The 20,677-nt window shown below is 62.9% G+C and carries 28 protein-coding genes; 20 read left to right on the forward strand and 8 right to left on the reverse strand.

Annotation, left to right across the window (positions count from 1 at the left end):
* The 13 genes from AC6LJW_RS07240 to AC6LJW_RS07300 form a co-directional block, all read left to right on the forward strand.
* Window positions 1-356 (forward strand): EF-Tu C-terminal domain-related protein (locus AC6LJW_RS07240; RefSeq protein ID WP_498086879.1); only part of this gene is annotated, 356 nt, incomplete at its 5' end.
* Window positions 357-430: 74 nt separating this feature from the next.
* Window positions 431-742 (forward strand): 30S ribosomal protein S10, encoded by a 312-nt coding sequence (rpsJ, locus tag AC6LJW_RS07245; protein WP_003806903.1) that lies wholly within the window; start codon window positions 431-433, stop codon window positions 740-742.
* A gap of 401 nt (window positions 743-1,143) precedes the next feature.
* A complete protein-coding gene (gene rplC, locus AC6LJW_RS07250) occupies window positions 1,144-1,833 on the forward strand; it encodes a 50S ribosomal protein L3 (RefSeq protein ID WP_008168945.1) in 690 nt (229 codons plus the stop codon).
* 4 nt (window positions 1,834-1,837) lie between these two features.
* Window positions 1,838-2,458 (forward strand): 50S ribosomal protein L4, encoded by a 621-nt coding sequence (rplD, locus tag AC6LJW_RS07255; protein ID WP_008168948.1) that lies wholly within the window; start codon window positions 1,838-1,840, stop codon window positions 2,456-2,458.
* Window positions 2,455-2,751 (forward strand): 50S ribosomal protein L23, encoded by a 297-nt coding sequence (rplW, locus tag AC6LJW_RS07260; RefSeq protein WP_006216557.1) that lies wholly within the window; start codon window positions 2,455-2,457, stop codon window positions 2,749-2,751. The genes rplD and rplW overlap by 4 nt, the downstream gene beginning before the upstream one ends.
* On the forward strand, window positions 2,752-3,579 hold the full coding sequence (gene rplB / locus AC6LJW_RS07265) for a 50S ribosomal protein L2 (protein WP_056571006.1): 828 nt from the start codon (window positions 2,752-2,754) through the stop codon (window positions 3,577-3,579).
* Between the two features lie 12 nt (window positions 3,580-3,591).
* Entirely contained in the window at window positions 3,592-3,867 is a 276-nt protein-coding gene (rpsS, locus tag AC6LJW_RS07270) for a 30S ribosomal protein S19 (protein WP_006216555.1), read from the forward strand.
* A 3-nt stretch (window positions 3,868-3,870) separates the two neighbouring features.
* A complete protein-coding gene (gene rplV, locus AC6LJW_RS07275; protein ID WP_006227021.1) occupies window positions 3,871-4,200 on the forward strand; it encodes a 50S ribosomal protein L22 in 330 nt (109 codons plus the stop codon).
* A 9-nt stretch (window positions 4,201-4,209) separates the two neighbouring features.
* Window positions 4,210-5,001, forward strand: a complete 792-nt coding sequence (gene rpsC / locus AC6LJW_RS07280; protein WP_056571007.1) for a 30S ribosomal protein S3 — start codon at window positions 4,210-4,212, stop codon at window positions 4,999-5,001.
* A 2-nt stretch (window positions 5,002-5,003) separates the two neighbouring features.
* Window positions 5,004-5,420 (forward strand): 50S ribosomal protein L16, encoded by a 417-nt coding sequence (gene rplP / locus AC6LJW_RS07285; RefSeq protein WP_006389610.1) that lies wholly within the window; start codon window positions 5,004-5,006, stop codon window positions 5,418-5,420.
* A gap of 11 nt (window positions 5,421-5,431) precedes the next feature.
* Window positions 5,432-5,623, forward strand: coding sequence for a 50S ribosomal protein L29 (gene rpmC, locus AC6LJW_RS07290; protein WP_003806912.1), 192 nt, complete (start codon window positions 5,432-5,434; stop codon window positions 5,621-5,623).
* Window positions 5,624-5,625: 2 nt separating this feature from the next.
* The gene (gene rpsQ, locus AC6LJW_RS07295) at window positions 5,626-5,907 is read left to right on the forward strand and encodes a 30S ribosomal protein S17 (protein WP_006216549.1); all 282 of its coding nucleotides are present in this window, start codon (window positions 5,626-5,628) and stop codon (window positions 5,905-5,907) included.
* A gap of 154 nt (window positions 5,908-6,061) precedes the next feature.
* Window positions 6,062-6,676 (forward strand): hypothetical protein, encoded by a 615-nt coding sequence (locus tag AC6LJW_RS07300; protein ID WP_498086880.1) that lies wholly within the window; start codon window positions 6,062-6,064, stop codon window positions 6,674-6,676.
* 55 nt (window positions 6,677-6,731) lie between these two features.
* On the opposite strand, the gene AC6LJW_RS07305 is transcribed toward AC6LJW_RS07300, so the two are convergent.
* Genes AC6LJW_RS07305 through AC6LJW_RS07330 form a run of 6 tightly spaced genes read right to left on the reverse strand, consistent with a single transcriptional unit; the run spans window position 6,732 to window position 12,428 of the window.
* On the reverse strand, window positions 6,732-7,799 hold the full coding sequence (locus tag AC6LJW_RS07305; RefSeq protein ID WP_498086881.1) for a branched-chain amino acid ABC transporter permease: 1,068 nt from the start codon (window positions 7,797-7,799) through the stop codon (window positions 6,732-6,734).
* 11 nt (window positions 7,800-7,810) lie between these two features.
* Window positions 7,811-8,821: a branched-chain amino acid ABC transporter permease gene (locus tag AC6LJW_RS07310; protein ID WP_498086882.1), complete on the reverse strand. Its 1,011-nt coding sequence runs from the start codon at window positions 8,819-8,821 to the stop codon at window positions 7,811-7,813.
* A complete protein-coding gene (locus AC6LJW_RS07315) occupies window positions 8,818-9,570 on the reverse strand; it encodes an ABC transporter ATP-binding protein (protein ID WP_427987076.1) in 753 nt (250 codons plus the stop codon). The genes AC6LJW_RS07310 and AC6LJW_RS07315 overlap by 4 nt, the downstream gene beginning before the upstream one ends.
* A complete protein-coding gene (locus AC6LJW_RS07320; protein ID WP_498086883.1) occupies window positions 9,567-10,334 on the reverse strand; it encodes an ABC transporter ATP-binding protein in 768 nt (255 codons plus the stop codon). The genes AC6LJW_RS07315 and AC6LJW_RS07320 overlap by 4 nt, the downstream gene beginning before the upstream one ends.
* Before the next feature lie 12 nt (window positions 10,335-10,346).
* A complete protein-coding gene (locus AC6LJW_RS07325; protein WP_498086884.1) occupies window positions 10,347-11,519 on the reverse strand; it encodes a substrate-binding domain-containing protein in 1,173 nt (390 codons plus the stop codon).
* A 15-nt stretch (window positions 11,520-11,534) separates the two neighbouring features.
* Window positions 11,535-12,428, reverse strand: coding sequence for an alpha/beta fold hydrolase (locus tag AC6LJW_RS07330; protein WP_498086885.1), 894 nt, complete (start codon window positions 12,426-12,428; stop codon window positions 11,535-11,537).
* Between the two features lie 156 nt (window positions 12,429-12,584).
* Here AC6LJW_RS07330 and AC6LJW_RS07335 point away from each other — a divergent pair, with 156 nt between their 5' ends.
* Window positions 12,585-13,559 (forward strand): AraC-like ligand-binding domain-containing protein, encoded by a 975-nt coding sequence (locus AC6LJW_RS07335; RefSeq protein WP_498086886.1) that lies wholly within the window; start codon window positions 12,585-12,587, stop codon window positions 13,557-13,559.
* 94 nt (window positions 13,560-13,653) lie between these two features.
* Here AC6LJW_RS07335 and AC6LJW_RS07340 read toward each other — a convergent pair whose 3' ends face one another.
* Both AC6LJW_RS07340 and AC6LJW_RS07345 read right to left on the reverse strand, forming a co-directional pair.
* Window positions 13,654-15,822, reverse strand: a complete 2,169-nt coding sequence (locus AC6LJW_RS07340) for a metallophosphoesterase (protein WP_498086887.1) — start codon at window positions 15,820-15,822, stop codon at window positions 13,654-13,656.
* A 233-nt stretch (window positions 15,823-16,055) separates the two neighbouring features.
* Entirely contained in the window at window positions 16,056-17,483 is a 1,428-nt protein-coding gene (locus tag AC6LJW_RS07345; RefSeq protein ID WP_056571028.1) for an NAD-dependent succinate-semialdehyde dehydrogenase, read from the reverse strand.
* A 656-nt stretch (window positions 17,484-18,139) separates the two neighbouring features.
* Here AC6LJW_RS07345 and rplN point away from each other — a divergent pair.
* The 6 genes from rplN to rplF are packed head-to-tail and all read left to right on the forward strand — an operon-like array spanning window position 18,140 to window position 20,662.
* Window positions 18,140-18,508 carry a 50S ribosomal protein L14 gene (gene rplN / locus AC6LJW_RS07350; RefSeq protein WP_006216531.1) on the forward strand — a complete coding sequence of 123 codons (369 nt, stop codon included), beginning with the start codon at window positions 18,140-18,142 and terminating at the stop codon, window positions 18,506-18,508.
* A gap of 11 nt (window positions 18,509-18,519) precedes the next feature.
* Window positions 18,520-18,840: a 50S ribosomal protein L24 gene (gene rplX, locus AC6LJW_RS07355; protein WP_056571030.1), complete on the forward strand. Its 321-nt coding sequence runs from the start codon at window positions 18,520-18,522 to the stop codon at window positions 18,838-18,840.
* A gap of 12 nt (window positions 18,841-18,852) precedes the next feature.
* Window positions 18,853-19,392, forward strand: a complete 540-nt coding sequence (gene rplE / locus AC6LJW_RS07360; protein ID WP_006216529.1) for a 50S ribosomal protein L5 — start codon at window positions 18,853-18,855, stop codon at window positions 19,390-19,392.
* A 12-nt stretch (window positions 19,393-19,404) separates the two neighbouring features.
* Entirely contained in the window at window positions 19,405-19,710 is a 306-nt protein-coding gene (rpsN, locus tag AC6LJW_RS07365; protein ID WP_056571033.1) for a 30S ribosomal protein S14, read from the forward strand.
* A 10-nt stretch (window positions 19,711-19,720) separates the two neighbouring features.
* A complete protein-coding gene (gene rpsH, locus AC6LJW_RS07370; RefSeq protein WP_006216525.1) occupies window positions 19,721-20,116 on the forward strand; it encodes a 30S ribosomal protein S8 in 396 nt (131 codons plus the stop codon).
* Between the two features lie 12 nt (window positions 20,117-20,128).
* Window positions 20,129-20,662, forward strand: coding sequence for a 50S ribosomal protein L6 (gene rplF / locus AC6LJW_RS07375; protein WP_056571036.1), 534 nt, complete (start codon window positions 20,129-20,131; stop codon window positions 20,660-20,662).
* The last annotated feature ends 15 nt before the right edge of the window (window positions 20,663-20,677 follow it).

Genomic DNA, 20,677 nt, shown 5'->3' on the forward strand with positions numbered 1-20,677 from the left:
TCCTGCTGCGCGGCACCAAGCGTGAAGACGTCCAGCGCGGCCAAGTTCTGGCCAAGCCGGGCTCGATCACCCCGCACACGGACTTCACGTCCGAGGTCTACATTCTGTCCAAGGAAGAAGGCGGTCGTCACACCCCGTTCTTCCAAGGCTATCGTCCCCAGTTCTACTTCCGCACGACGGACGTGACGGGCACGATCGAACTGCCGGCCGACAAGGAAATGGTTCTGCCGGGCGACAACGTGGCCATGACGGTCAAGCTGTTGGCCCCGATCGCCATGGAAGAAGGTCTGCGTTTCGCCATCCGTGAAGGCGGTCGTACCGTCGGCGCCGGCGTCGTCGCCAAGATCCTGAAGTAATTCGGATCTATTAAGCAGCACCCAACCAGCGAGGGCGTGATCCCGCCCTCGCGTCTCGTTCTTTAGGAAACGCCATGAAAAACCAAAAGATCCGCATCCGCTTGAAAGCCTTCGATTACAAGCTGATCGATCAATCGGCCGCCGAAATCGTCGACACCGCCAAGCGCACTGGCGCTGTCGTCCGCGGTCCGGTGCCGCTGCCCACGCGTATCCGTCGCTACGACGTTCTGCGTTCGCCGCACGTCAACAAGACGTCGCGTGACCAGTTCGAAATCCGTACCCATCAGCGCCTGATGGACATCGTTGATCCCACCGACAAGACCGTTGACGCCCTGATGCGTCTGGACCTGCCGGCCGGCGTCGACGTCGAAATCGCGCTGCAGTAAGACGCTCCGAGCCTGCTACCTTCGCCGGCAGGTTCGTAAAGAATGGCCGCATTCCCTCGGGATTGCGGCCATTTTGTTTTGAATCTCCGGCATGTGAGCATGCGCTCACTACCCGCGCGGCCAGCGCTGCATGGCCCCCCGCATCCAGGCGTGCGCAATCCGTGGCAAAAATGCCCGCCGCCACACGCGCCAGATCCGCTAAGTGCTTGTGCCGCTTAGAAAAAACATGCTAATATGCGAAGCTTGCCATTTTGTGGCAAGTCTAACTATGGACAAAGCGAAAGCCACCTTGATGTTTGAGGGCGCTGTGCCTAGTCCAGGTTGAACATAGTCGTAGGGCAAAGGCCGTTACCTTTTGCCTGATTAGCCCCGACCAATCGCAGTCGGGAATGGAGAAAACGATGTCGAATTCGACACCCACGCCCGCCGCTCACCGGCTGGGGCTGGTGGGTCGCAAGGTCGGCATGACCCGCATTTTTACCGAGGAAGGTGAATCCATCCCGGTGACCGTGCTGGACGTGTCCAACAACCGCGTGACCCAAGTTAAGTCGCTGGAAACCGACGGCTACGCCGCTATCCAGGTGGCTTATGGCACTCGTCGTGCCTCGCGTGTGGCTCAGCCGCAAACGGGCCACTACGCCAAAGCCGGCGCTGAAGCCGGTAGCATCCTCAAAGAATTCCGCCTTGATCCCGCTCGCGCCGCTGAATTTGCGGCCGGTTCCGTGATCGCCGTGGAATCCGTGTTCGAAGCCGGCCAACAGGTCGACGTCACGGGCACGACCATTGGTAAAGGCTTCGCCGGTACCATCAAGCGTCACAACTTCGGTTCGCAGCGCGCGTCGCACGGTAACTCCCGTTCGCACCGCGTTCCCGGCTCGATTGGTCAGGCACAAGATCCGGGTCGTATTTTCCCGGGTAAGCGCATGGCTGGTCACCTGGGTGACGTCACCCGCACCGTTCAAAACCTCGACGTCGTTCGCGTTGACGTTGAGCGCGGCCTGCTGCTGGTCAAGGGCGCTGTCCCCGGCCACGCTGGCGCCGACATCGTTGTGCGCCCGGCCATCAAGGCCCCGGCCAAGAAGGGAGCGTAAGTAAATGGATCTCAAGCTCCTGAACGACCAAGGTCAGGCCGCTGCTACGTTCAGCGCGCCCGACACGATCTTCGGCCGTGACTTCAACGAAGCGCTGATTCACCAGATCGTCGTGGCTTTCCAAGCCAACGCGCGTTCCGGCAATCGTGCTCAGAAGGACCGTACGGAAGTCAAGCACTCCACCAAGAAGCCCTGGCGTCAAAAGGGTACCGGCCGCGCTCGCGCCGGTATGACTTCGTCGCCGCTGTGGCGTGGCGGTGGTCGGACTTTCCCGAACTCGCCCGAAGAGAACTTCAGCCAGAAGGTCAACAAGAAGATGTACCGCGCCGGGATCCGTTCGATCCTGTCGCAGCTCGCTCGCGAAGACCGCATCGCCGTTGTTGAATCGTTTGATCTGGAATCGCCCAAGACCAAGGCTGCCGCTGCAAAGCTGAAGAGCCTGGGCCTGGACTCGGTCCTGATCATCACCGACAGCGTTGATGAAAATGTTTACCTCGCCACCCGCAACCTGCCGCACGTTGCCGTTGTCGAGCCCCGTTATGCCGATCCGTTGTCGCTGGTCCACTACAAGAAAGTGCTGATCACCAAGCCGGCCATCGCTCAACTCGAGGAGATGCTGGGATGAACGCTGAACGCTTGATGCAAGTCATTCTGGCTCCGATCGTGACCGAAAAGGCCACGTTCGTCGCTGAGAAGAATCAGCAAGTCGCTTTCCGTGTCGTGGCTGACGCTACCAAGCCGGAAATCAAGGCTGCCGTCGAACTGCTCTTCAAGGTGCAGGTCGAGTCCGTGCAGGTCCTCAACCGTAAGGGCAAAGTCAAGCGCTTTGGCCGATTCGTTGGCCGTCGCCGTAATGAGCGCAAGGCTTACGTCTCGCTCAAGGACGGCCAGGAAATCGACTTTGCGGAGGTGAAGTAAATGGCCCTCGTAAAAGTTAAGCCGACTTCGGCTGGCCGCCGTGGCATGGTGAAGGTTGTCAGCCCGAACCTGCACAAGGGTGAGCCCTACGCGCCGCTGCTGGAAAAGAAGACCCGTGGTTCTGGCCGTAACAACAACGGTCACATCACGATCCGTCATCGTGGCGGTGGTCACAAGCAGCACTACCGTATCGTCGACTTCCGTCGCGATAAGGACGGCATCCCGGCAAAGGTCGAGCGTCTGGAATATGACCCCAACCGTACGGCGCACATCGCTCTGCTGTGCTACGCCGACGGCGAACGTCGTTACATCATCGCTCCCCGTGGCCTGGAAGTCGGTGCGACCGTCGTGTCCGGCACCGATGCTCCGATCCGCGCTGGCAACACGCTGCCGATCCGCAATATCCCGGTCGGTACGACGATCCACTGCGTCGAAATGCTCCCCGGCAAGGGTGCCCAGATGGTCCGCTCGGCCGGCGCTTCCGCCGTCCTGCTGGCTCGCGAAGGCATCTACGCTCAGGTGCGTCTGCGCTCGGGTGAAGTCCGCCGTGTGCACATCGAATGCCGCGCCACCATCGGTGAAGTCGGTAACGAAGAACACAGCCTGCGCCAAATTGGCAAGGCCGGTGCAATGCGTTGGCGCGGTGTCCGCCCGACCGTTCGTGGCGTTGCCATGAACCCGGTGGATCACCCGCACGGTGGCGGCGAAGGCCGTACCGGTGAAGCACGCGAGCCGGTCAGCCCGTGGGGCACTCCGTCGAAGGGTTTCAAGACCCGTCGCAACAAGCGGACGAACAATATGATCGTCCAACGGCGCAAGCGCAAGTAAGAGGCGAACACTATGTCACGTTCGATCAAGAAAGGCCCGTTTGTCGATGCTCACCTGATCAAAAAGGTGGACACGGCCGTTGCGGGCAAAGACAAGAAGCCGATCAAGACCTGGTCGCGTCGTTCCACGATCCTGCCCGAGTTCATCGGTCTGACGATCGCTGTGCACAACGGCAAGCAGCATGTTCCCGTTTACATCAACGAGAACATGGTCGGTCACAAGCTGGGCGAGTTCGCGCTGACCCGTACGTTCAAGGGTCACGCCGCGGACAAGAAGGCGAAGAGGTAAGCGATGGAAACTACTGCCATTATCCGTGGGGTTCACATCTCCGCTCAGAAGACCCGTTTGGTTGCGGACTTGATCCGTGGTCAGAAGGTCGGCCGTGCGCTGGAAATCCTCACCTTCTCGCCGAAGAAGGCTGCCGTCATCCTGAAGAAGGCTGTCGAGTCCGCCATCGCCAACGCCGAGCACAACGACGGCGCCGACATCGACGAACTGAAAGTCACCACGATTTTTGTGGACAAGGCTCAGTCGATGAAGCGCTTCTCCGCTCGCGCCAAGGGCCGCGGCAACCGTATCGAGAAGCAGACCTGCCACATCACGGTCAAGGTCGGAGCTTAAGGAGTCACGATGGGTCAGAAAATTCACCCCACTGGGTTCCGTCTCGCGGTCACCCGTAATTGGTCCTCGCGTTGGTTCGCCGACGACAAGGCCTTCGGCACGATGCTGGCCGAAGACATTCGCGTTCGCGAGTACCTGAAGAAGAAGCTCAAGAGCGCCTCCGTTGGTCGCGTGATCATCGAGCGTCCCGCCAAGAATGCCCGCATCACCGTCTACTCGGCTCGTCCGGGCGTGGTGATCGGCAAGCGCGGCGAAGACATCGAAAGCCTGAAGGCTGATCTGCAGCGTCTGATGGGCGTGCCCGTGCACGTCAACATCGAAGAAATCCGCAAGCCGGAAACCGATGCTCAACTGATCGCCGACTCGATCTCGCAACAGCTCGAGAAGCGCATCATGTTCCGCCGCGCCATGAAGCGCGCGATGCAGAACGCGATGCGTCTGGGTGCCCAAGGCATCAAGATCATGAGCTCGGGCCGTCTGAACGGTATCGAAATTGCTCGCACCGAGTGGTATCGCGAAGGCCGTGTGCCGCTGCACACCCTCAAGGCCAACATCGACTACGGCACCTCCGAAGCCCACACCACTTACGGTGTGATTGGCATCAAGGTCTGGGTCTACAAGGGCGACATGCTGGCCAACGGCGAATTGCCGCCGGAAACCGCAGCCCCGCGTGAAGAAGAACGTCGTCCGCGCCGCGCTCCGCGTGGCGATCGTCCGGACGGTGCTCGCACCGGTCGTCCGGGTGGTCGTGGCCGCGCTCCCCGCAAGGCGGATGCTGCTCCGGCGCCTGAAGGAGAATAACCATGCTGCAACCCTCCCGCAGAAAGTATCGCAAAGAGCAGAAGGGCCGCAACACCGGTCTGGCGACTCGTGGCACCCACGTGTCGTTCGGCGAGTTCGGCCTGAAGGCTACCGGCCGTGGCCGTCTGACCGCCCGTCAGATCGAAGCTGCTCGTCGCGCTATCAATCGTCACATCAAGCGTGGCGGCCGTATCTGGATTCGCATTTTCCCGGATAAGCCCATCTCGCAGAAGCCTGCCGAAGTCCGTATGGGTAACGGTAAGGGCAACCCGGAGTACTGGGTTGCTGAAATCCAGCCCGGCAAGGTGCTCTACGAAATGGAAGGGGTTAGCGAAGAGCTCGCGCGTGAAGCTTTCCGCCTGGCCGCTGCCAAGCTGCCGATTTCGACCACGTTCGTCGCGCGTCATATCGGTGCTTAAGGAGTACTAACATGAAAGCTAGCGAACTCCGTTCGAAAGACGCCGCCGAGCTCGGCAAAGAGCTCGAAAGCCTGCTGAAGGCCCAATTCGGTCTGCGCATGCAGAAAGCCACGCAGCAACTGGCCAACACCAGCCAGCTGCGCAACGTGCGCCGCGACATCGCTCGCGTCCGCACCTTGCTGACCGAGAAGGCAGGGAAATAAAGATGAGCGAAACTCAAAACACCCAAGTGGCCAAGCGCCAGCGTACGCTGGTTGGCAAGGTCGTCAGCAACAAGATGGACAAGACTGTCGTCGTTCTGGTTGAGCGCCGCGTCAAGCACCCCATCTTTGGCAAGATCATCATGCGCTCCGCGAAGTACAAGGCGCACGATGAATCGAACCAGTACAACGAAGGCGATACGGTTGAAATCGCTGAAGGCCGTCCCATCTCGCGCTCGAAGTCGTGGCGTGTGGTGCGTCTGGTTGAAGCCGCACGTATCATCTAAGTGAAAGCTGCACCTCGGAACGGTTCGCCGTTCTGATATAAAACGGCAAGGGCCAAAACCCTTGCCGTTTTTTTATGTCTCGCATCTGGGAATTCTGAAGGGAAGGATGTTCAGCTTCAGCAAATCAGTTCGAATTGCCGGCTTCACGTACGGGATGGCAATAGCCGCTGGCGCCGCGTTCGCGCAGGAGCGAGCCGCGCCCGTGGCGTCGACCGCCGGCGCCGCGGACGCCACGCCCGGTGCGATCGAGGGCGCGATTCCCGGAATATTTCCCGCCGCGATGCCGCCAGGCACCACGACGGGGGGGCGGCCTGCGGCGTCAACGGGTGCGCAGTCGGCCGCGGCACCGACTTCCACGCCACCTCCGATGGACGCCACGACGCTCGGCAAGCAACTGCTGAACGCCGGGCCGGATCCGCGGGTTCAATTGGACGGAAGGTCCCGCGATCATGCCGCCATTTTCGGCACCGATGACGAAGACGAACAGGGCCTGCTGGACCAGGAACGCGCACTGCAGGCACAGCGCGACCAACTGAAGGTGCTGGAACGCGTGCTGAACGCGCCGCCGCCAAACGCGGACCCCCACCCGCCCGCCATGATTCCGCTGAGCTCCGGCGGTCAGATGACCATGCCGCCCTTGATGCCTACGCCATCGGGATCTCAATTGAATCGGGGCAGCAATCAGACGCAGCGCAGCGTGAATGACATGCAGCGGCGGGTCGATGAATTGCGGCGCGGGGCCGATACGCTCAGACAGGGCGGACGGTAGCCAAGTGCTTCTGGCGGGCATCAGATGCCCGAAGGCGTTGCCGTCCCGGACGCGCCTATGCGCGTTTTGCAAACTCCCGCAGCCGTCCGGCTACCCCGGTCGGAAAGTAATACACCGACAGCACGAACAGAATTCCAAGCCAGAGCAGCCAGCGGTCCGGTTCGAACAGCAGGGCCAGCGGGGGGATTCCCGCCACGACTTCATGCACGGCATGCAGGCCGTCCTGCAGATAGCTCTGCGCGAACACGAACAGGCTCGCGCCGACCACCGCACCGTACATGGTGCCCATCCCGCCGATCACGACCATCAGCAGGATGTTGAGCATGATCTCGAACGACAAGGTCGTGTCCGGGCCGTTGTAGCGCAGCCAAAGCGCGTACATCGCGCCGGCCAGCGTCGCGAAGGCCGCAGCAAGCAGATTCGAGAGGCTGCGGTACAGCACGGTGCGATAGCCGATCGCTTCGGCGCGGAAGGGGTTTTCTCGGATGGCCTGCAGCACTCGGCCGAATGGCGAATTCACGATGCGCAGCAACATCAGGAAAAGCACCACGCAGACCGCCGCGATCAGGTAATAGGTGATGATCCGCCCGTCCACCGTCACGCCAAACACGGGTTCCGACAACGGGCGAAACGCGGGCCTCAATATCTGCGGGACCTTGAAGTTCAGTCCGTCCTCGCCGCCCGTCAGTTCCGACAATTGCGACACTAACGTCTGAAACGCCGCGGCCACCGCCAGCGTGATCATCGCGTAGAAGATCGCGCGCACGCGCAGGCTGGCCAGGCCGATCAGCAAGGCGAAGGCGAGTGACACGGCCAGCCCGGCCGCCGTCCCGGCCAACACCGCCGTCCACCCGGGTTCCATGCGAATGCTGGCGATCGCCACGCCGTATGCGCCGATACCGAAGAACATGGTGTGCGCAAAGCTGACGATGCCGGTGTATCCCAGCAGCAGGTCGTAGCTGGCAACCAGCACGATGAAGACGAGGATCTTCGCCGCGACGGCCAGCGCCTTGGGGCCGGGAAACAGGAAAGGCGCCGCGGCCAGCGCGGCCACGATTGCCATGAGCAGCAGCGCCAGGATCGCGCTGCGCGGAGGGTCGCCGGAAAGCAGGCGAAACGGCATGTCGACGGCTCCTAGCGGTTCATGACGGGATACACGCCTTGCGGGCGCCACAACAGAATGGCAACCATCAGCGCGATGTTTGAAAAGAGGGCGGCCTTGGGCATCAGGAAGCCGGTGTAGTTGGCCATCAGTCCGACCAGCAGCGCGCCGATCAGGCAGCCCACCGTGGAGCCCAGGCCGCCGATCATGATGACGATGAAGATCAGCACGTTCACCTGCGCGCCAAGCTGCGGCACGATTGATTGCTGGTACATCCCCCACAGCACACCGCCCAATCCGGCCAGCATGGACCCGGCCACGAACACCCCGACAAAGAGATGGCGGATCCGGTAGCCCAGGCTTTCGACCATTTCGCGGTCCTCGACGCCCGCGCGGATCAGGAGGCCGAGCTTGGTGCGGTTCAGCACCCACAGCATCCCGCCCAGCACGATCAGGCCCACCACCAGCGCCACGACGCGATACTTCTCGATGGCGGCATCGCCCAGCAGGAATGCGCCGCGCAGGGATTCGGGCAATGGCAGCGTGATCGCTTGCGGCCCCCACATCATCTTGATGATCTCTTCGCCGATGATCATGCCGCCCATGGTGATGAGGATCTGCTTCAGATGCTGTCCATAGACCGGCCGCACGATCACGCGCTCAAACGCCAGACCCACGGCGCCCGCCACCAGCATGCCCACGATCATGGCCGGCAGCACCGCGATCAGATTGCTCCACAGGCTGCCGGACTGCGTCCAGTCCGCCATGGAACCCAGCACGGTGGCCGCCATGTACGCGCCGATGGCAATGAACAGGCCGTGCCCGAAATTCAGCACGTCCATCAGGCCGAAGACGAGCGTCATGCCCGAGGCGACGATGAAGATGATCATGCCCATCGCCAGCCCGGCGAACGTCAGCGTCACCCAGGTGGAGAACGACCCGACCAGGGGTAGCGCGATGACCGCCAGCGCCAGCACCAGCAGCAAAGGCAGCAGATCGGCGCGTGCGCGCGGCAGCGGCGCTTCGATGTCCAGCGTGCTCATTGATGGCTTCCCAGTGACAGGCCCAACAGGCGCGTCTGCAACGCCTCGTCCGCGGCCAAATCGGCCATGGCGCCTGCGTGCACCACCTGGCCGTTGTCCATGATCGCCGCGAAGTCGCCAACGCGGCGGGCGAAGTTGAAATTCTGTTCCACCAGCAGGATGGTGGTGCTGGACTGCTTGAGTTCAATGAACGCGTCGATCATGTTCTGGATGATGGCCGGCGCCAGGCCCTTGCTCGGCTCGTCGACGAGCAGCAGACGCCGGGGCTCGATGATCGCGCGCGCCATGGCCAGCATCTGCTTCTGTCCGCCCGACAGCTTGCCGGCGGGATGCAGCCAGAACTTCTTCAGCGCGGGAAAGAATCCGAAGATCCACTCCAGCCGCGCGGTATCCAGTTGCGCGGCATTTCTGGCAAGTCGTGCCGCGAGAAGAATGTTCTCCTTGACGGACAGGTCACCGAAGATGCCCATGTTCTCGGGCACGTAGGCCATGCCCATGCGCGCCATGTCGGGCGGCGACGTGCGCGTGCCGGGTCCGCCGATCGGCTTGCCGTCCAGACAGACCTGGCCCTGCGATGCGCGCCACAATCCCATGATGGTGCGCAGCGTCGTCGTCTTGCCCGCGCCGTTGCGTCCGAGCAGCATGGTGACCGCCGATGCGGGCACCGACAGCGTCACGCCGTGCAGGATGTGATACGCGCCGATGTGCGTGTGCACGTCCTTCAGTTCCAGGAGCGGTTGCGCCGTCATGCCGCCTCCGGCGCGCTGATGCCCAGGTAGGCTTGCTGCACGATGGGCGAGGCGATCACGGTGGCCGGATCGCCATCCGCCATCAGCCTGCCGTTGTGCAGCACGACGATGCGGTCGGCCAATTCGCGCACGACATCCATCTTGTGCTCGACGAGCAGGATGGTCTTGGAAGTGTCGGCCTTCAATTCGCGGATGAGGTCCAGCACGATGGGCACGTCGTCCACGCTCATGCCGGCAGTAGGTTCGTCGAACATGAATACCGAGGGTTCCAGCGCGATGAGCATGGCGATCTCCAGCTTGCGCTGGTCGCCATGCGGCAGGTCGGCGGCTGGGTCGTCACGGCGCGCCGCCAGCCGCGTGCGCGCGAGCAGCGCGTCGGCGCGGTCCATGAGGCCGCGGTCGTCGCGCCACGTGCGCCAGAACCGGATGTGGCGCCACCCCATGCCCTGCTGCCGCGACTGCAGGGCAAGCCGCACGTTCTCATGAACGCTCAGCCGCGGGAAAAGCTGCGTGAGCTGGAACGCGCGCCCCAGTCCCGCGTGCATGCGGGCGGGCGCCGGCAACTTGGTCAGGTCGCGTCCATTCAATCTGACCGTTCCGGCGCTGACGCGAAGCTGGCCCGAGATCAGATTGAAGTACGTGGTCTTGCCGGCGCCGTTCGGGCCGACGATGGCGGTCAAGGTGCCGGGCGTGTAGGCGCAACTGACATCGTTGACCGCCACATGACCGCCAAAGCGTACGGTGAGCGATTGAGTCTCAAGCATGAGCGGCGGACATCAGCGCTTGTTCTGGATGGGCACGGCCATCTGGTCTGGCGTGATTTCCTTGACCAGGTCCTGGACCGCCCACGGCACCGATGGATCGTTCTTGATCCGGAAGTGGTACATGGACTGCATGGCCTGGTGATCCTCGGGCCGGAAGGTCATCTTGCCTTTGGGCGTGTCGAAGCTCATGCCCTCCAACGCCTTGATGAGCTTGTCGGTGTCCGAATCGCCGCCGGTCTTGTTCAAGGCCGCGACGATCGCAATGCCCGACGCCATGCCGCCCGCCGTGAAGAAATCGGGCGGCTGGCCGAAGCGCTTCTGATGCTCGGCGACGAGCCAGTCGTTGACGGGGTTCTTGGGGATGCCGTAGTAGTAATACGTGGCGCCTTCCATGCCCGCCAGGGATTTGAGCGGCGTCATGGCGGTCAGCGTGTTGCCGCCTGTGGCGATCTCGATGCCGTAGCGCTTGGGATCCAGATCGGCGATCTTGAACGGATTGCCGGCGCCGGCCCACAGGATGAAGATGATCTTGCGGCCAGGCTTGTCCTTCAGCGCATCGAACAGCCGCTGCGCGCCGGCCGTAAAGTCGGTCGCGTTGGCGGGCAGGTATTCCTCGTGCACGATCTTGGCGTTCTTGAGCGCGCCCTTGAAGGCTTTTACGCCGTCGCGGCCAAAAGCATAGTCCTGCGCCAGCATGGCAATCGACGTGCCTTCCTGGTCGAAGGCCACGGCGTTGGCGATGGCGTCCTGCGAGGAGTTGCGGCCGGTGCGGAAGATGTACTTGTTCCACTTCTCGCCGGTAATGGAGTCCGCCACCGCCGGTTCCACCAGCAGGATCTTTTCGTATTCCTCCGCGATCGGCAGCATGGCAAGCGCCACGCCTGACGACGTGGGGCCCACGGCGATGTCGGCGTTGTCGTCGGCATAGGCGGACGCGAGCTGCGCGCGGGCGACGTCGGGCTTGCCCTGGTTGTCCTTCTCGATGACGCGGATCTTGCGCCCGGCCACCGTCATGGTGCCCTGCGTGGCGTATTCCAGCCCCAGCATCAAGCCGTTCTGGGTCTGCTTGGCATAGGCTTCCAGCGGGCCGGTCTTGTCATAGACGTGGGCGACAACGAAGTCCTTTGCCGCGAGTGCGGAACTCATGCACAGGCTGGCCATGGCGGCGAGCAGAATGCGTTTCATGGAAGTCTCCTGGTGTCATTGGTCGCGTGCGGCCGTGTTGTCCGGCCTGGCAAGAAATTGACGGATGGGTTCGATCTGGGCGGGCACGTTCAGCGCGGGGGCGTGCCCGCAATCGGGAAAGTCGATGCGCTGCGCGCGCGGACCGCGCTGCGTCATGGCGTGGGCAACCTCCGGCAGCAGCAGGTCCGATTCGGCGCCGCGCAAGAGCAGGGTCGGCATGCGTAGCGTGTCGTACCCTTCCCACCGGTCGTAATCGCTAGGATGATGGCTGAACTGCCCGACGATGGCCGGATCGTAGTGGGCGGTGACGCGGCCGTCGGGCAGCCGGCGCACCGACGTTTCCGTCATCCGGCGCCATTGTTCGTCGCTTTGCCAGCCGTAGGGCTTGTAGGCGGCCCGCAGCCACGCTTCCAGCTCCGTCACCGTGTCGAAGGCCGGCGGGTTGCCCGCATAGGCCAGGATGCGCTCGATGGCGGGCTGCGGCAGCTCCGGTCCGATGTCATTGATGACCAGATGCGAAATGCGATCGCGCAACGTGGTCGCAGCGGCGTGCATGCCGGTCGCGCCACCCATGGACGTTCCCACCCAGCGCACGCGCGCCAGCGACAAGGCGTCCACCAGCGCGCGCGCCAGCGTGGCGTAGAAATCGAGCCGGTACTCGGCGGCCGGATCAGGGCTCCATTGCGACAGGCCGCGCCCGATCGCGTCGGGACAAATCACGCGGTAGCCGCCGGCCAGGGCCCGCGCCAGTTCGTCGAAGTCGCGGCCGGTGCGGGCCAGGCCGTGCCACATGATGATGGGCGGCGCGTCAGCAGCGCCCCATTCCGTGTAGTGCAACTCGCGCCCCGCGCAGCGCAGATAGCGCGACGCCGGCGTATGGCGCGCGGCTGCCGCCTCTGACTCGTCCATGCGTCTCCTCCCGGTTTGTCCAGGTTGTGTGCTTATCGGGCTGAATATAGACTTGCGGCAAGCGCGCCCACAATGCGCCGTCCACCCCGAAACAGGGTGAGTCAACAATATGTAGACGCAAGATCAATTTGCGCAGCCCCCCCAGGAGACCGTGCCATGGCAGATACGGAATTCGCCATTTCGGCCAGCGCCGGCGCCGAACGGCGCGATGCGTGGCGCGCCGCGCTGGCCGATGCCTTCGGGCCGTTCGAGGTGCATGGCGGCAAACCCGGTCATTTCGCGGGGCACGTGCGCTACGCGCGCCGCGCCAGCCTGCAGTTCAACGACCTGCATTACCAGGGCCAACGGCTGGAACGCACCCCGGGCAACGTCTCACGGCTGGACCAGGAGTTCTACACCTTTGGCCTGCCGCTGGCCGGTCCGCTGGCGGTGCGTCAAGCGGGCCGCGAATTCCAGGTGGAACCGGGTTGCGTGTACCTGATGAACCAGAGCCTGCCGTATCAGGCAACCGCGAATGGCGCGTCGGGCTACCGCAGCCTGAGCGTCTCGTTTCCGCGCAGCGCGCTGTCGCAGCGGGATTCACGGATCGGCGCCTTCTATAAGCTGCGCACGGACGACGGGTCGCCGCGCGGCGCGCTGCTGGCTGGCTACATGGATCACCTGTTCAAAGGCATGGACGGCTGGACCGATACCGAGGCGGCCGAACTGGGCGAACGCCTGATCGACCTCATCGTGCTCTTCCTGGTGCAGCCGGGACAGGGACAGGTCTCGGAGGCGGACAGCAGCGTCACGGTGGCGCACCGTACGCGCGTGCTGGCTTACATCCGCCAGCATCTCGCGGACCCGGATCTGTCGCCCGCACGGGTGGCGCAGGGCTGCGGCGTGTCGGTCGCCTATCTGCACCGCATCCTGCGCGCGGGCGGACTGTCGGCGGAGTCGTTCATCTTCGAGCAGCGGCTGGACCGGTGCCGCGAACTGCTGCTGGACGCGCGGCACCGTCATCGCGGCATCGCCGAACTGGCGTACCAGGTGGGTTTCTCTCATCCTTCGCATTTCAGCCGGCTGTTCAAGCAGCGCTTCGGCGTGACGCCGCGCGACCTGCGCGCAGGCGGCCGTGCCGCGCAGGGGTGAGCGCGTACTGATCCCGCGCGGCGGGCAACGCTGCCAACGAATACGGCCCGCTTGATCAGCGGGCCGTTGGCCTTTCAGGGCGCGCGAAACCGGCCTAGAACGGGGAAGGCTGGTTGGACAGGTTGACGATGCTGTTGGTCGTCAGGTCCAGGCGGATGTGCTCGGACGGCGCGCCGTTGGCCAGCTTAAGCATGATCGCCATCAGCGGCTTGAAGCGCGCCTTGAACAGGTCTGCCGGCGTCGTGGCGTTGCTGACGCTGTTGCCGTTCATTTGCACGGCGGCGTTGGTCTGGGCCAAAGCCTGGGCCAGCAGTTTGTACTGGCTGGCGCGCTGCGCGGGGATGTCGGCGAATGCCAGGTCGCCCGCATTGGCCAGGCGCACGAAATCGCCTGCCATCTCCAGCGCCGTCCATTGCGCGAAGTCCGCCAGCTGCATGCCGTTGGCCTGCGCCAGGGCTTGCGCGCGCGTCTGCGCGTTGGCGGCATCCGCGGCATAGGCCGGGTTGCTCGCGCCGCTGCCGCCGCCGTCAAACAGGCACGCAAAGAACGCGGGCGTCAGGTTGTTCTGGTTGCCAGTGTTCGCCAGTTCCTTGAGCGTGACCGTCGTCTGCAATTGCGACAACGCCAGCAGGTCGGCGCCCGTCAACGGGCTCTTGACCAGTTCGCGCATCTCGCAGCGCCAGTCGTCGTTCAGCAGACGCAGGCGCACCAGTTCGCTCATGTAGCGGTAGGTGAAGTCGCCGTAGTCCTTGGCGTCCAGGATGGACACGTTCCAGCGCGGCGGCACGTCGTAGGCGTTTTCGGCGCGGTACAGGTCGAACAGTTCATCAAAGCGCGGCACCTGGTCGAGCCGGATGGTCTGCACTTCGATCTCGTCCGCGCTTTGCAGCGTCATGAGTTTGTACGCGGGCACATAGGCGGCCATGGAAGGCGCCTGGATGTTGAAGAGCGCGTGGTCGCCGCCGTAGTTGCGCAGCGCCATGTCGTTGAAGTGCATGTGGCCGCCCACGTGCACCTTCAAACCGGTCTCGGCTAGCGCGCGGGTGGTGTTCTCGGCGGGGCGGCGAATCATCTGCATCTTGTTGGCGCCGAGCAGCGCCTCGATGTCGTCGGAGGCGCCATTGAAGAATTCGGACATCGGGAAGTGGCTGAAGGCGATGACTTGCTTGCCTTGCGCCTTGCCGCGCGCCACCACGTCGGTCAGCCACGTGATGACGTGCGCCTTGTGGGTCAGCATCTTGTTGTAGCCCTGATCGCCCGAGCCGGTGAAGTCGTTAACGCCTGGACCCGTCGGCACGTAGACGTTGGCGTCCAGGCCCACCAGCCACACGCCCTCGACGGGCTCGACCACATACGACGTGTCGGGCACCATCTTGCACAGCGTGTAGTTCTGCGGCTTGTTCGGGCCGCCGGTGCCTTCGGCGCAGATTTCGTACTGGCGGTTGATCCAGTTGGCTTGCGAGACCGCCGTGGCGTAATCGTAATCTTCGTACTTATAGGTGCTGTACGGGGTTTCGTAATACACGTTCTGCGGCTGCGGCATGAAGCCATGCTGCTCGAGCGCGGTCGTGATGCCCGAGTAGCCCATGTGCAGCACTTCCTCGGTGCAATACGTGTTGCCAATGCGCGTCCAATCGCCACCGTAGGCGGTGTTGCACACGTTGGCGCCGCGGCTGTAGATCGGCTGCGAAAAGCCGATCGCGCCCGTTACGGGATCCAGGCCCAGATAATCGCCCTTGCCCGCGGGCTGGTTGAAGGGGCGGTTGGGGTCATGGTTGCCCGGCGCGGCAAAGAACTGGATGCCGTGCTTCTTCGAATAGTCGTCCATGATCTTGACCAGGCCGCGCATGTGCACGGGCTGGCCGTCATCCGAGAAGTCGCCCGGCAGCGCGATGTACTTCACGCCGCGCTTGACGGCGTCGTCCAGCGCGGCCAGGAAGGCGAAGTAGTTTTCGTTGAAGAGGCGCGTGGACGTCAGCTGCGCGTACATCGTGCGGATGGTCGCGTTGTCGCCGGCCTTCGGGTTCGGAATGCCGGGGAACGAGCCGTCCTTGAAGTCCGCGTAAACGTCATGGAAATGGATGTCGGGCATGAACGCGACCTGCACGGGGGCGGGCGGCTGTGCGGGCGTTTCCGCCGGGGGCGGCGTCTCGGCAACAGGCGGCGGCGTTTCATCGTCCTTGTCGCCGCCGCAAGCGGCGAGCAGGGCAACGAGCAGCAGGGAGGCTGCGGCGCGGACGGAGCGGGAAGGGCGAAGCGTCATCGGGCGTTGGGATCCTGAAAGGTTCGGGTGCGGCGGCGGTCGCGCATGGGCATTGGCCATGTCGAGGTGGCAGCCGCGGGTCAGCTTTTTTTGGGTCAGCTAGTTGTAAGCGGGCCCAATGCTCACTGACCCGCATGACAGCGTCATGAATCCCGAACCGGTCCGCGTCACTCAACGGGCAAAAAAAACCCCGCACGCCAGGTGCGGGGCTTTGCGTTGCGATGGCCGCGGGATCAGACGTGCGTGATGAACTTCGTGACCAGGTAGCCCTCGAACGTTTCCGTGCCGCCTTCGCTGCCGATGCCGCTGTCCTTGATGCCGCCGAAGGGCGTCTCGGCCAGCGCGCTGCCGAAGTGGTTGATGTTGACCATGCCGGCCTCCAGGCCGTTGGACACCTTGGTCGCGGTCTTCAGCGAGTTGGTGAACACGTACGACGACAGGCCGAAGGGCAGGCTGTTGGCGCGGCGCAGCACTTCATCGGTGTCCTTGAAGCGGACCACGGGCGCCACGGGACCGAACGGCTCTTCGGTCATCAGCATGGCGCTGTCGGGCAGTTCCGTGACGACGGTCGGCGCAAAGAAAAAGCCCTTGCGGTCCAGCGGACCGCCGCCCACCACCACCTTGGCGCCGTGCTTCTTGGCGTCGTCGATGAAAGCGCTCATCGCGGGCACGCGGCGTTCATGCGCCAGCGGTCCCATCTCGGTGCCGGCTTCCAGGCCGTCGCCGACCTTGATGTTCTTGAGCACTTCCGAGAACCGCGCCAGGAACTGCTCGTACGCGCCGTCCTGCACATAGAAGCGGGTGGGCGACACGCAGACCTGGCCGGCATTGCGCACCTTGAACTTGGCCAGCATCTCGGCCGCGCGATCGATGTCCGCGTCGTCGAACACGAGGACGGGCGAGTGGCCGCCCAGTTCCATGGTGACGCGCTTCATGTGCGCGCCTGCCAGTGCCGCGAGCTGCTTGCCCACCGGGACGGAGCCGGTGAACGACACCTTGCGCACGATCGGCGAACGGATCAGGTAGTCGGAGATGGTGGCGGGTTCGCCCCAGACGATGTTCAGGCAGCCCTTGGGCAGGCCGGCATCGTGGAACATGCGCGCAATGGCCATGACCGCGCTGGGCGAGTCCTCGGGTCCCTTGAGCACGACCGTGCAGCCGGCGCCGATGGCGGCGGCGATCTTGCGGATGGCCTGGTTGTACGGGAAGTTCCAGGGCGTGAAGGCGGCGCAGACGCCGATGGGTTCGCGCACCACGATCTGGCGGACGTCGGGATTGCGCGGCTGGATGACCCGGCCGTAGATGCGTCGGCATTCCTCGGCGTGCCAGTCGGCATGTTCGGCGCAGGAAGTGACTTCGCCCACGGCTTCGGCCAGCGGCTTGCCCTGGTCCAGCGTCATGTTGCGGCCGATCTCCTTGGCGCGCTCGCGCGACAGCGTGGCGACCTTGCGCAGGATCGCAGAGCGGTCCATGGGCGAAGACTTCTTCCACGATTCGAAGGCGCGCTGGGCAGCGGCAAGCGCGCGGTCCAGATCGGCTTGCGTGGCGTGAGGCAGCTGGCCCAGCACCTCGAGCGTGGCCGGGTTGATGACGTCCTGGGTGCGCCTGCCCTCGCCGGCGACGAATTCGCCGTCGATATACAGCGCCAACTGTTCATACATGCCTGTCGTTCCTTGCGAAATAGGAAGGGATAGCTAGGTGGTGGCAGCGCCTGTCGCTGCCCACGGCAGTCTAAACCAGCTCGCCCCGCGCCTAAGGAGCCAATCCTTGCCGTGAGCTTGGAGCCATTGGCCTGCTGAGGCTTCCGCACGCTGACGGCCTGAGAACCGTACTTTGCGCCGATGTCGGGCTCCCTTGCCGAGTTCCTGTAGAATGCACGATCGCTTGGTGCTCATGGCTGCGCCGTCCACGGACGAAATCCGTCGCGGCAAGGCAAATCGTGACGCATGGGCGAAGGGCTACTACCGCCAGAAACAGGGGCGGATGGCCCGCCAAACCGGCCCCCTTGACAGGGGGCGTGGTCTTTTGTGCGCAATCCCAACAAAGTGCTTGCGCTCAAAAATTAACCACGTTAGAATTATCAGCTTTCCCAGATTGTCGATTCACTTAGCCGAAGGTTAGGTGAGCGCGTCGGGGGGAATACCCGCAGGATTTCAACCCAGGGTCGTTGCGTTGCCACCAGTTGCTGGTCCAGATAGTACGGACTTGCCGACAAAAAAGCAGGGCGGCTGACCTGACGGGACCAAAACTGGCAGGAATTGCAGTGTTCCCTTGTTGGGAAAACCGTATTTCCAGTTAAGTTGGAACAGGAAAAATCATGATCCAAATGCAGACCACGCTGGACGTGGCCGATAACACTGGTGCGCGTCATGTCATGTGCATTAAGGTGCTCGGTGGCTCCAAGCGCCGTTATGCCGGTATCGGCGACATCATCAAGGTGAGCGTCAAAGATGCGGCTCCGCGCGGACGCGTCAAGAAAGGCGAAATTTACAATGCCGTGGTGGTTCGTACCGCCAAGGGCGTGCGCCGTAAAGACGGTTCGCTGATTCGTTTCGGTGGCAATGCCGCCGTGTTGCTCAACGCCAAGCTGGAGCCTATCGGCACCCGCATCTTCGGACCCGTTACGCGTGAACTGCGTACCGAGAAGTTCATGAAGATCGTGTCGCTGGCCCCGGAAGTGCTGTAAGGAGCCCTACGATGAACAACATTCGTAAAGGCGACGAAGTCATCGTCCTGACCGGCCGCGACAAGAAGCGTCGCGGCACCGTGCTGGCTCGCGTTGATGCCGACCATGTTCTGGTCGAAGGCGTCAATGTTGCCAAGAAGCACGTCAAAGCCAACCCGATGGCTAACAACCCGGGCGGGATTGTCGAAAAGACCATGCCGATCCACATCTCGAATGTGGCGCTCTTCAACCCCGCAACCGGTCGTGGCGACCGCGTGGGCGTTCAAGAAGTCGAAGGTCGCAAGGTCCGCGTGTTCCGTTCCAATGGTGCCGTTGTCGGCGCCAAGGCGTAAGGGGCGATAGACATGTCTCGTTTGCAAGATTTCTACAAGAGCAAGGTCGCTGGCGACCTGCAGGCCAAGTTTGGCTACAAGAGCGTCATGGAAGTGCCGCGCATCACCAAGATCACCCTGAACATGGGTGTCTCGGAAGCGGTCTCCGACAAGAAAGTCATCGAGCACGCTGTGTCGGATCTGACCAAGATCGCCGGCCAGAAGCCCGTCGTGACGAAGACCAAGAAGGCAATCGCCGGTTTCAAGATCCGCGAAAACTACCCGATTGGTTGCATGGTCACGCTGCGTGGTCAACGCATGTACGAATTCCTGGATCGCCTGGTGGCGGTTGCGCTGCCTCGCGTGCGCGACTTCCGCGGTATCTCGGGTCGTGCGTTCGACGGCCGTGGCAACTACAACATCGGGGTGAAAGAGCAAATCATTTTCCCCGAAATCGAGTACGACAAGATCGACGCGCTGCGTGGGCTGAACATCAGCATCACCACCTCCGCGAAGACCGACGAAGAAGCCAAGGCGCTGTTGACGGCCTTCAGCTTCCCGTTCCGTAACTAAGGGGCTGATGACGTGGCTAAACTTTCCCTCATCAATCGCGACATCAAGCGCGCCAAGCTGGCTGACAAGTTCGCTGCCAAGCGCGCTGAGTTGAAGGCGATCGTCGACGATCAGTCGAAGACCGACGAAGAACGTTACCAAGCTCGGCTCAAGCTGCAACAGCTGCCGCGCAATGCCAACCCGACGCGTCAACGCAACCGTTGCGTGGTCACCGGTCGTCCTCGCGGCGTGTTCCGCAAGTTCGGTCTGACGCGCCACAAACTGCGTGAAATGGCGATGAAGGGTGAAATCCCCGGCATCACCAAGGCCAGCTGGTAGGAGAAACAATATGAGCATGAGCGATCCCATCGCCGATATGCTGACCCGCATTCGCAATGCGCAGCAAGTGGACAAAGTTACGGTGAGCATGCCCTCCTCGAAGCTGAAGGCGGCCATTGCCGCTGTGCTGAAAGACGAAGGCTACATCGACAGCTTTGAAATCAAGGGCACCCAGGCCAAGCCTGAGCTCGAGATCACCCTGAAGTACTACGCTGGCCGTCCGGTCATCGAGCGCATCGAACGCGTCTCGCGCCCCGGTCTGCGTATCTACAAGGGCCGTACCAGCATTCCTCAGGTCATGAATGGCCTGGGCGTGGCTATCGTTTCGACCTCGCGCGGCGTCATGACCGACCGTAAGGCTCGCGCCAACGGCGTCGGCGGCGAAGTGCTGTGCTACGTGGCCTAAGGAGAAATTCGAATGTCACGTATCGCTAAGTATCCGGTCGAACTGCCCAAGGGCGTCGAAGCTGACGTCAAGCAGGATCAGATCACTGTCAAGGGCCCGCTGGGTTCCTTGACCCAACCCCTGACTGGCGACGTCACGATTTCGCTGGACGGTGGCAAGCTCACGTTTGCCGCCGCCAACGATTCCCGTCACGCCAATGCCATGTCGGGCACCGTGCGCGCGCTGGTGGCCAATATGGTCAATGGCGTGAGCAAGGGATTCGAGCGCAAGCTGAACCTGGTCGGCGTGGGTTACCGCGCCTCGGTTCAAGGCGACGCCGTTAAGCTGCAGCTCGGTTTCTCGCACGACGTTTTGCATCAGTTGCCGGCCGGTATCAAGGCCGAATGCCCCACCCAGACGGAAATCGTCATCAAGGGCTCCAACAAGCAAGTCGTCGGTCAGGTGGCCGCTGAAATCCGCGCGTACCGCGAACCCGAACCCTACAAGGGCAAGGGCGTGCGTTACTCGGACGAACGCGTCGTCATCAAAGAAACCAAGAAGAAATAACGGCGCACGCAAGGA

This window comes from Achromobacter sp. 1012554356, from assembly GCF_059760815.1.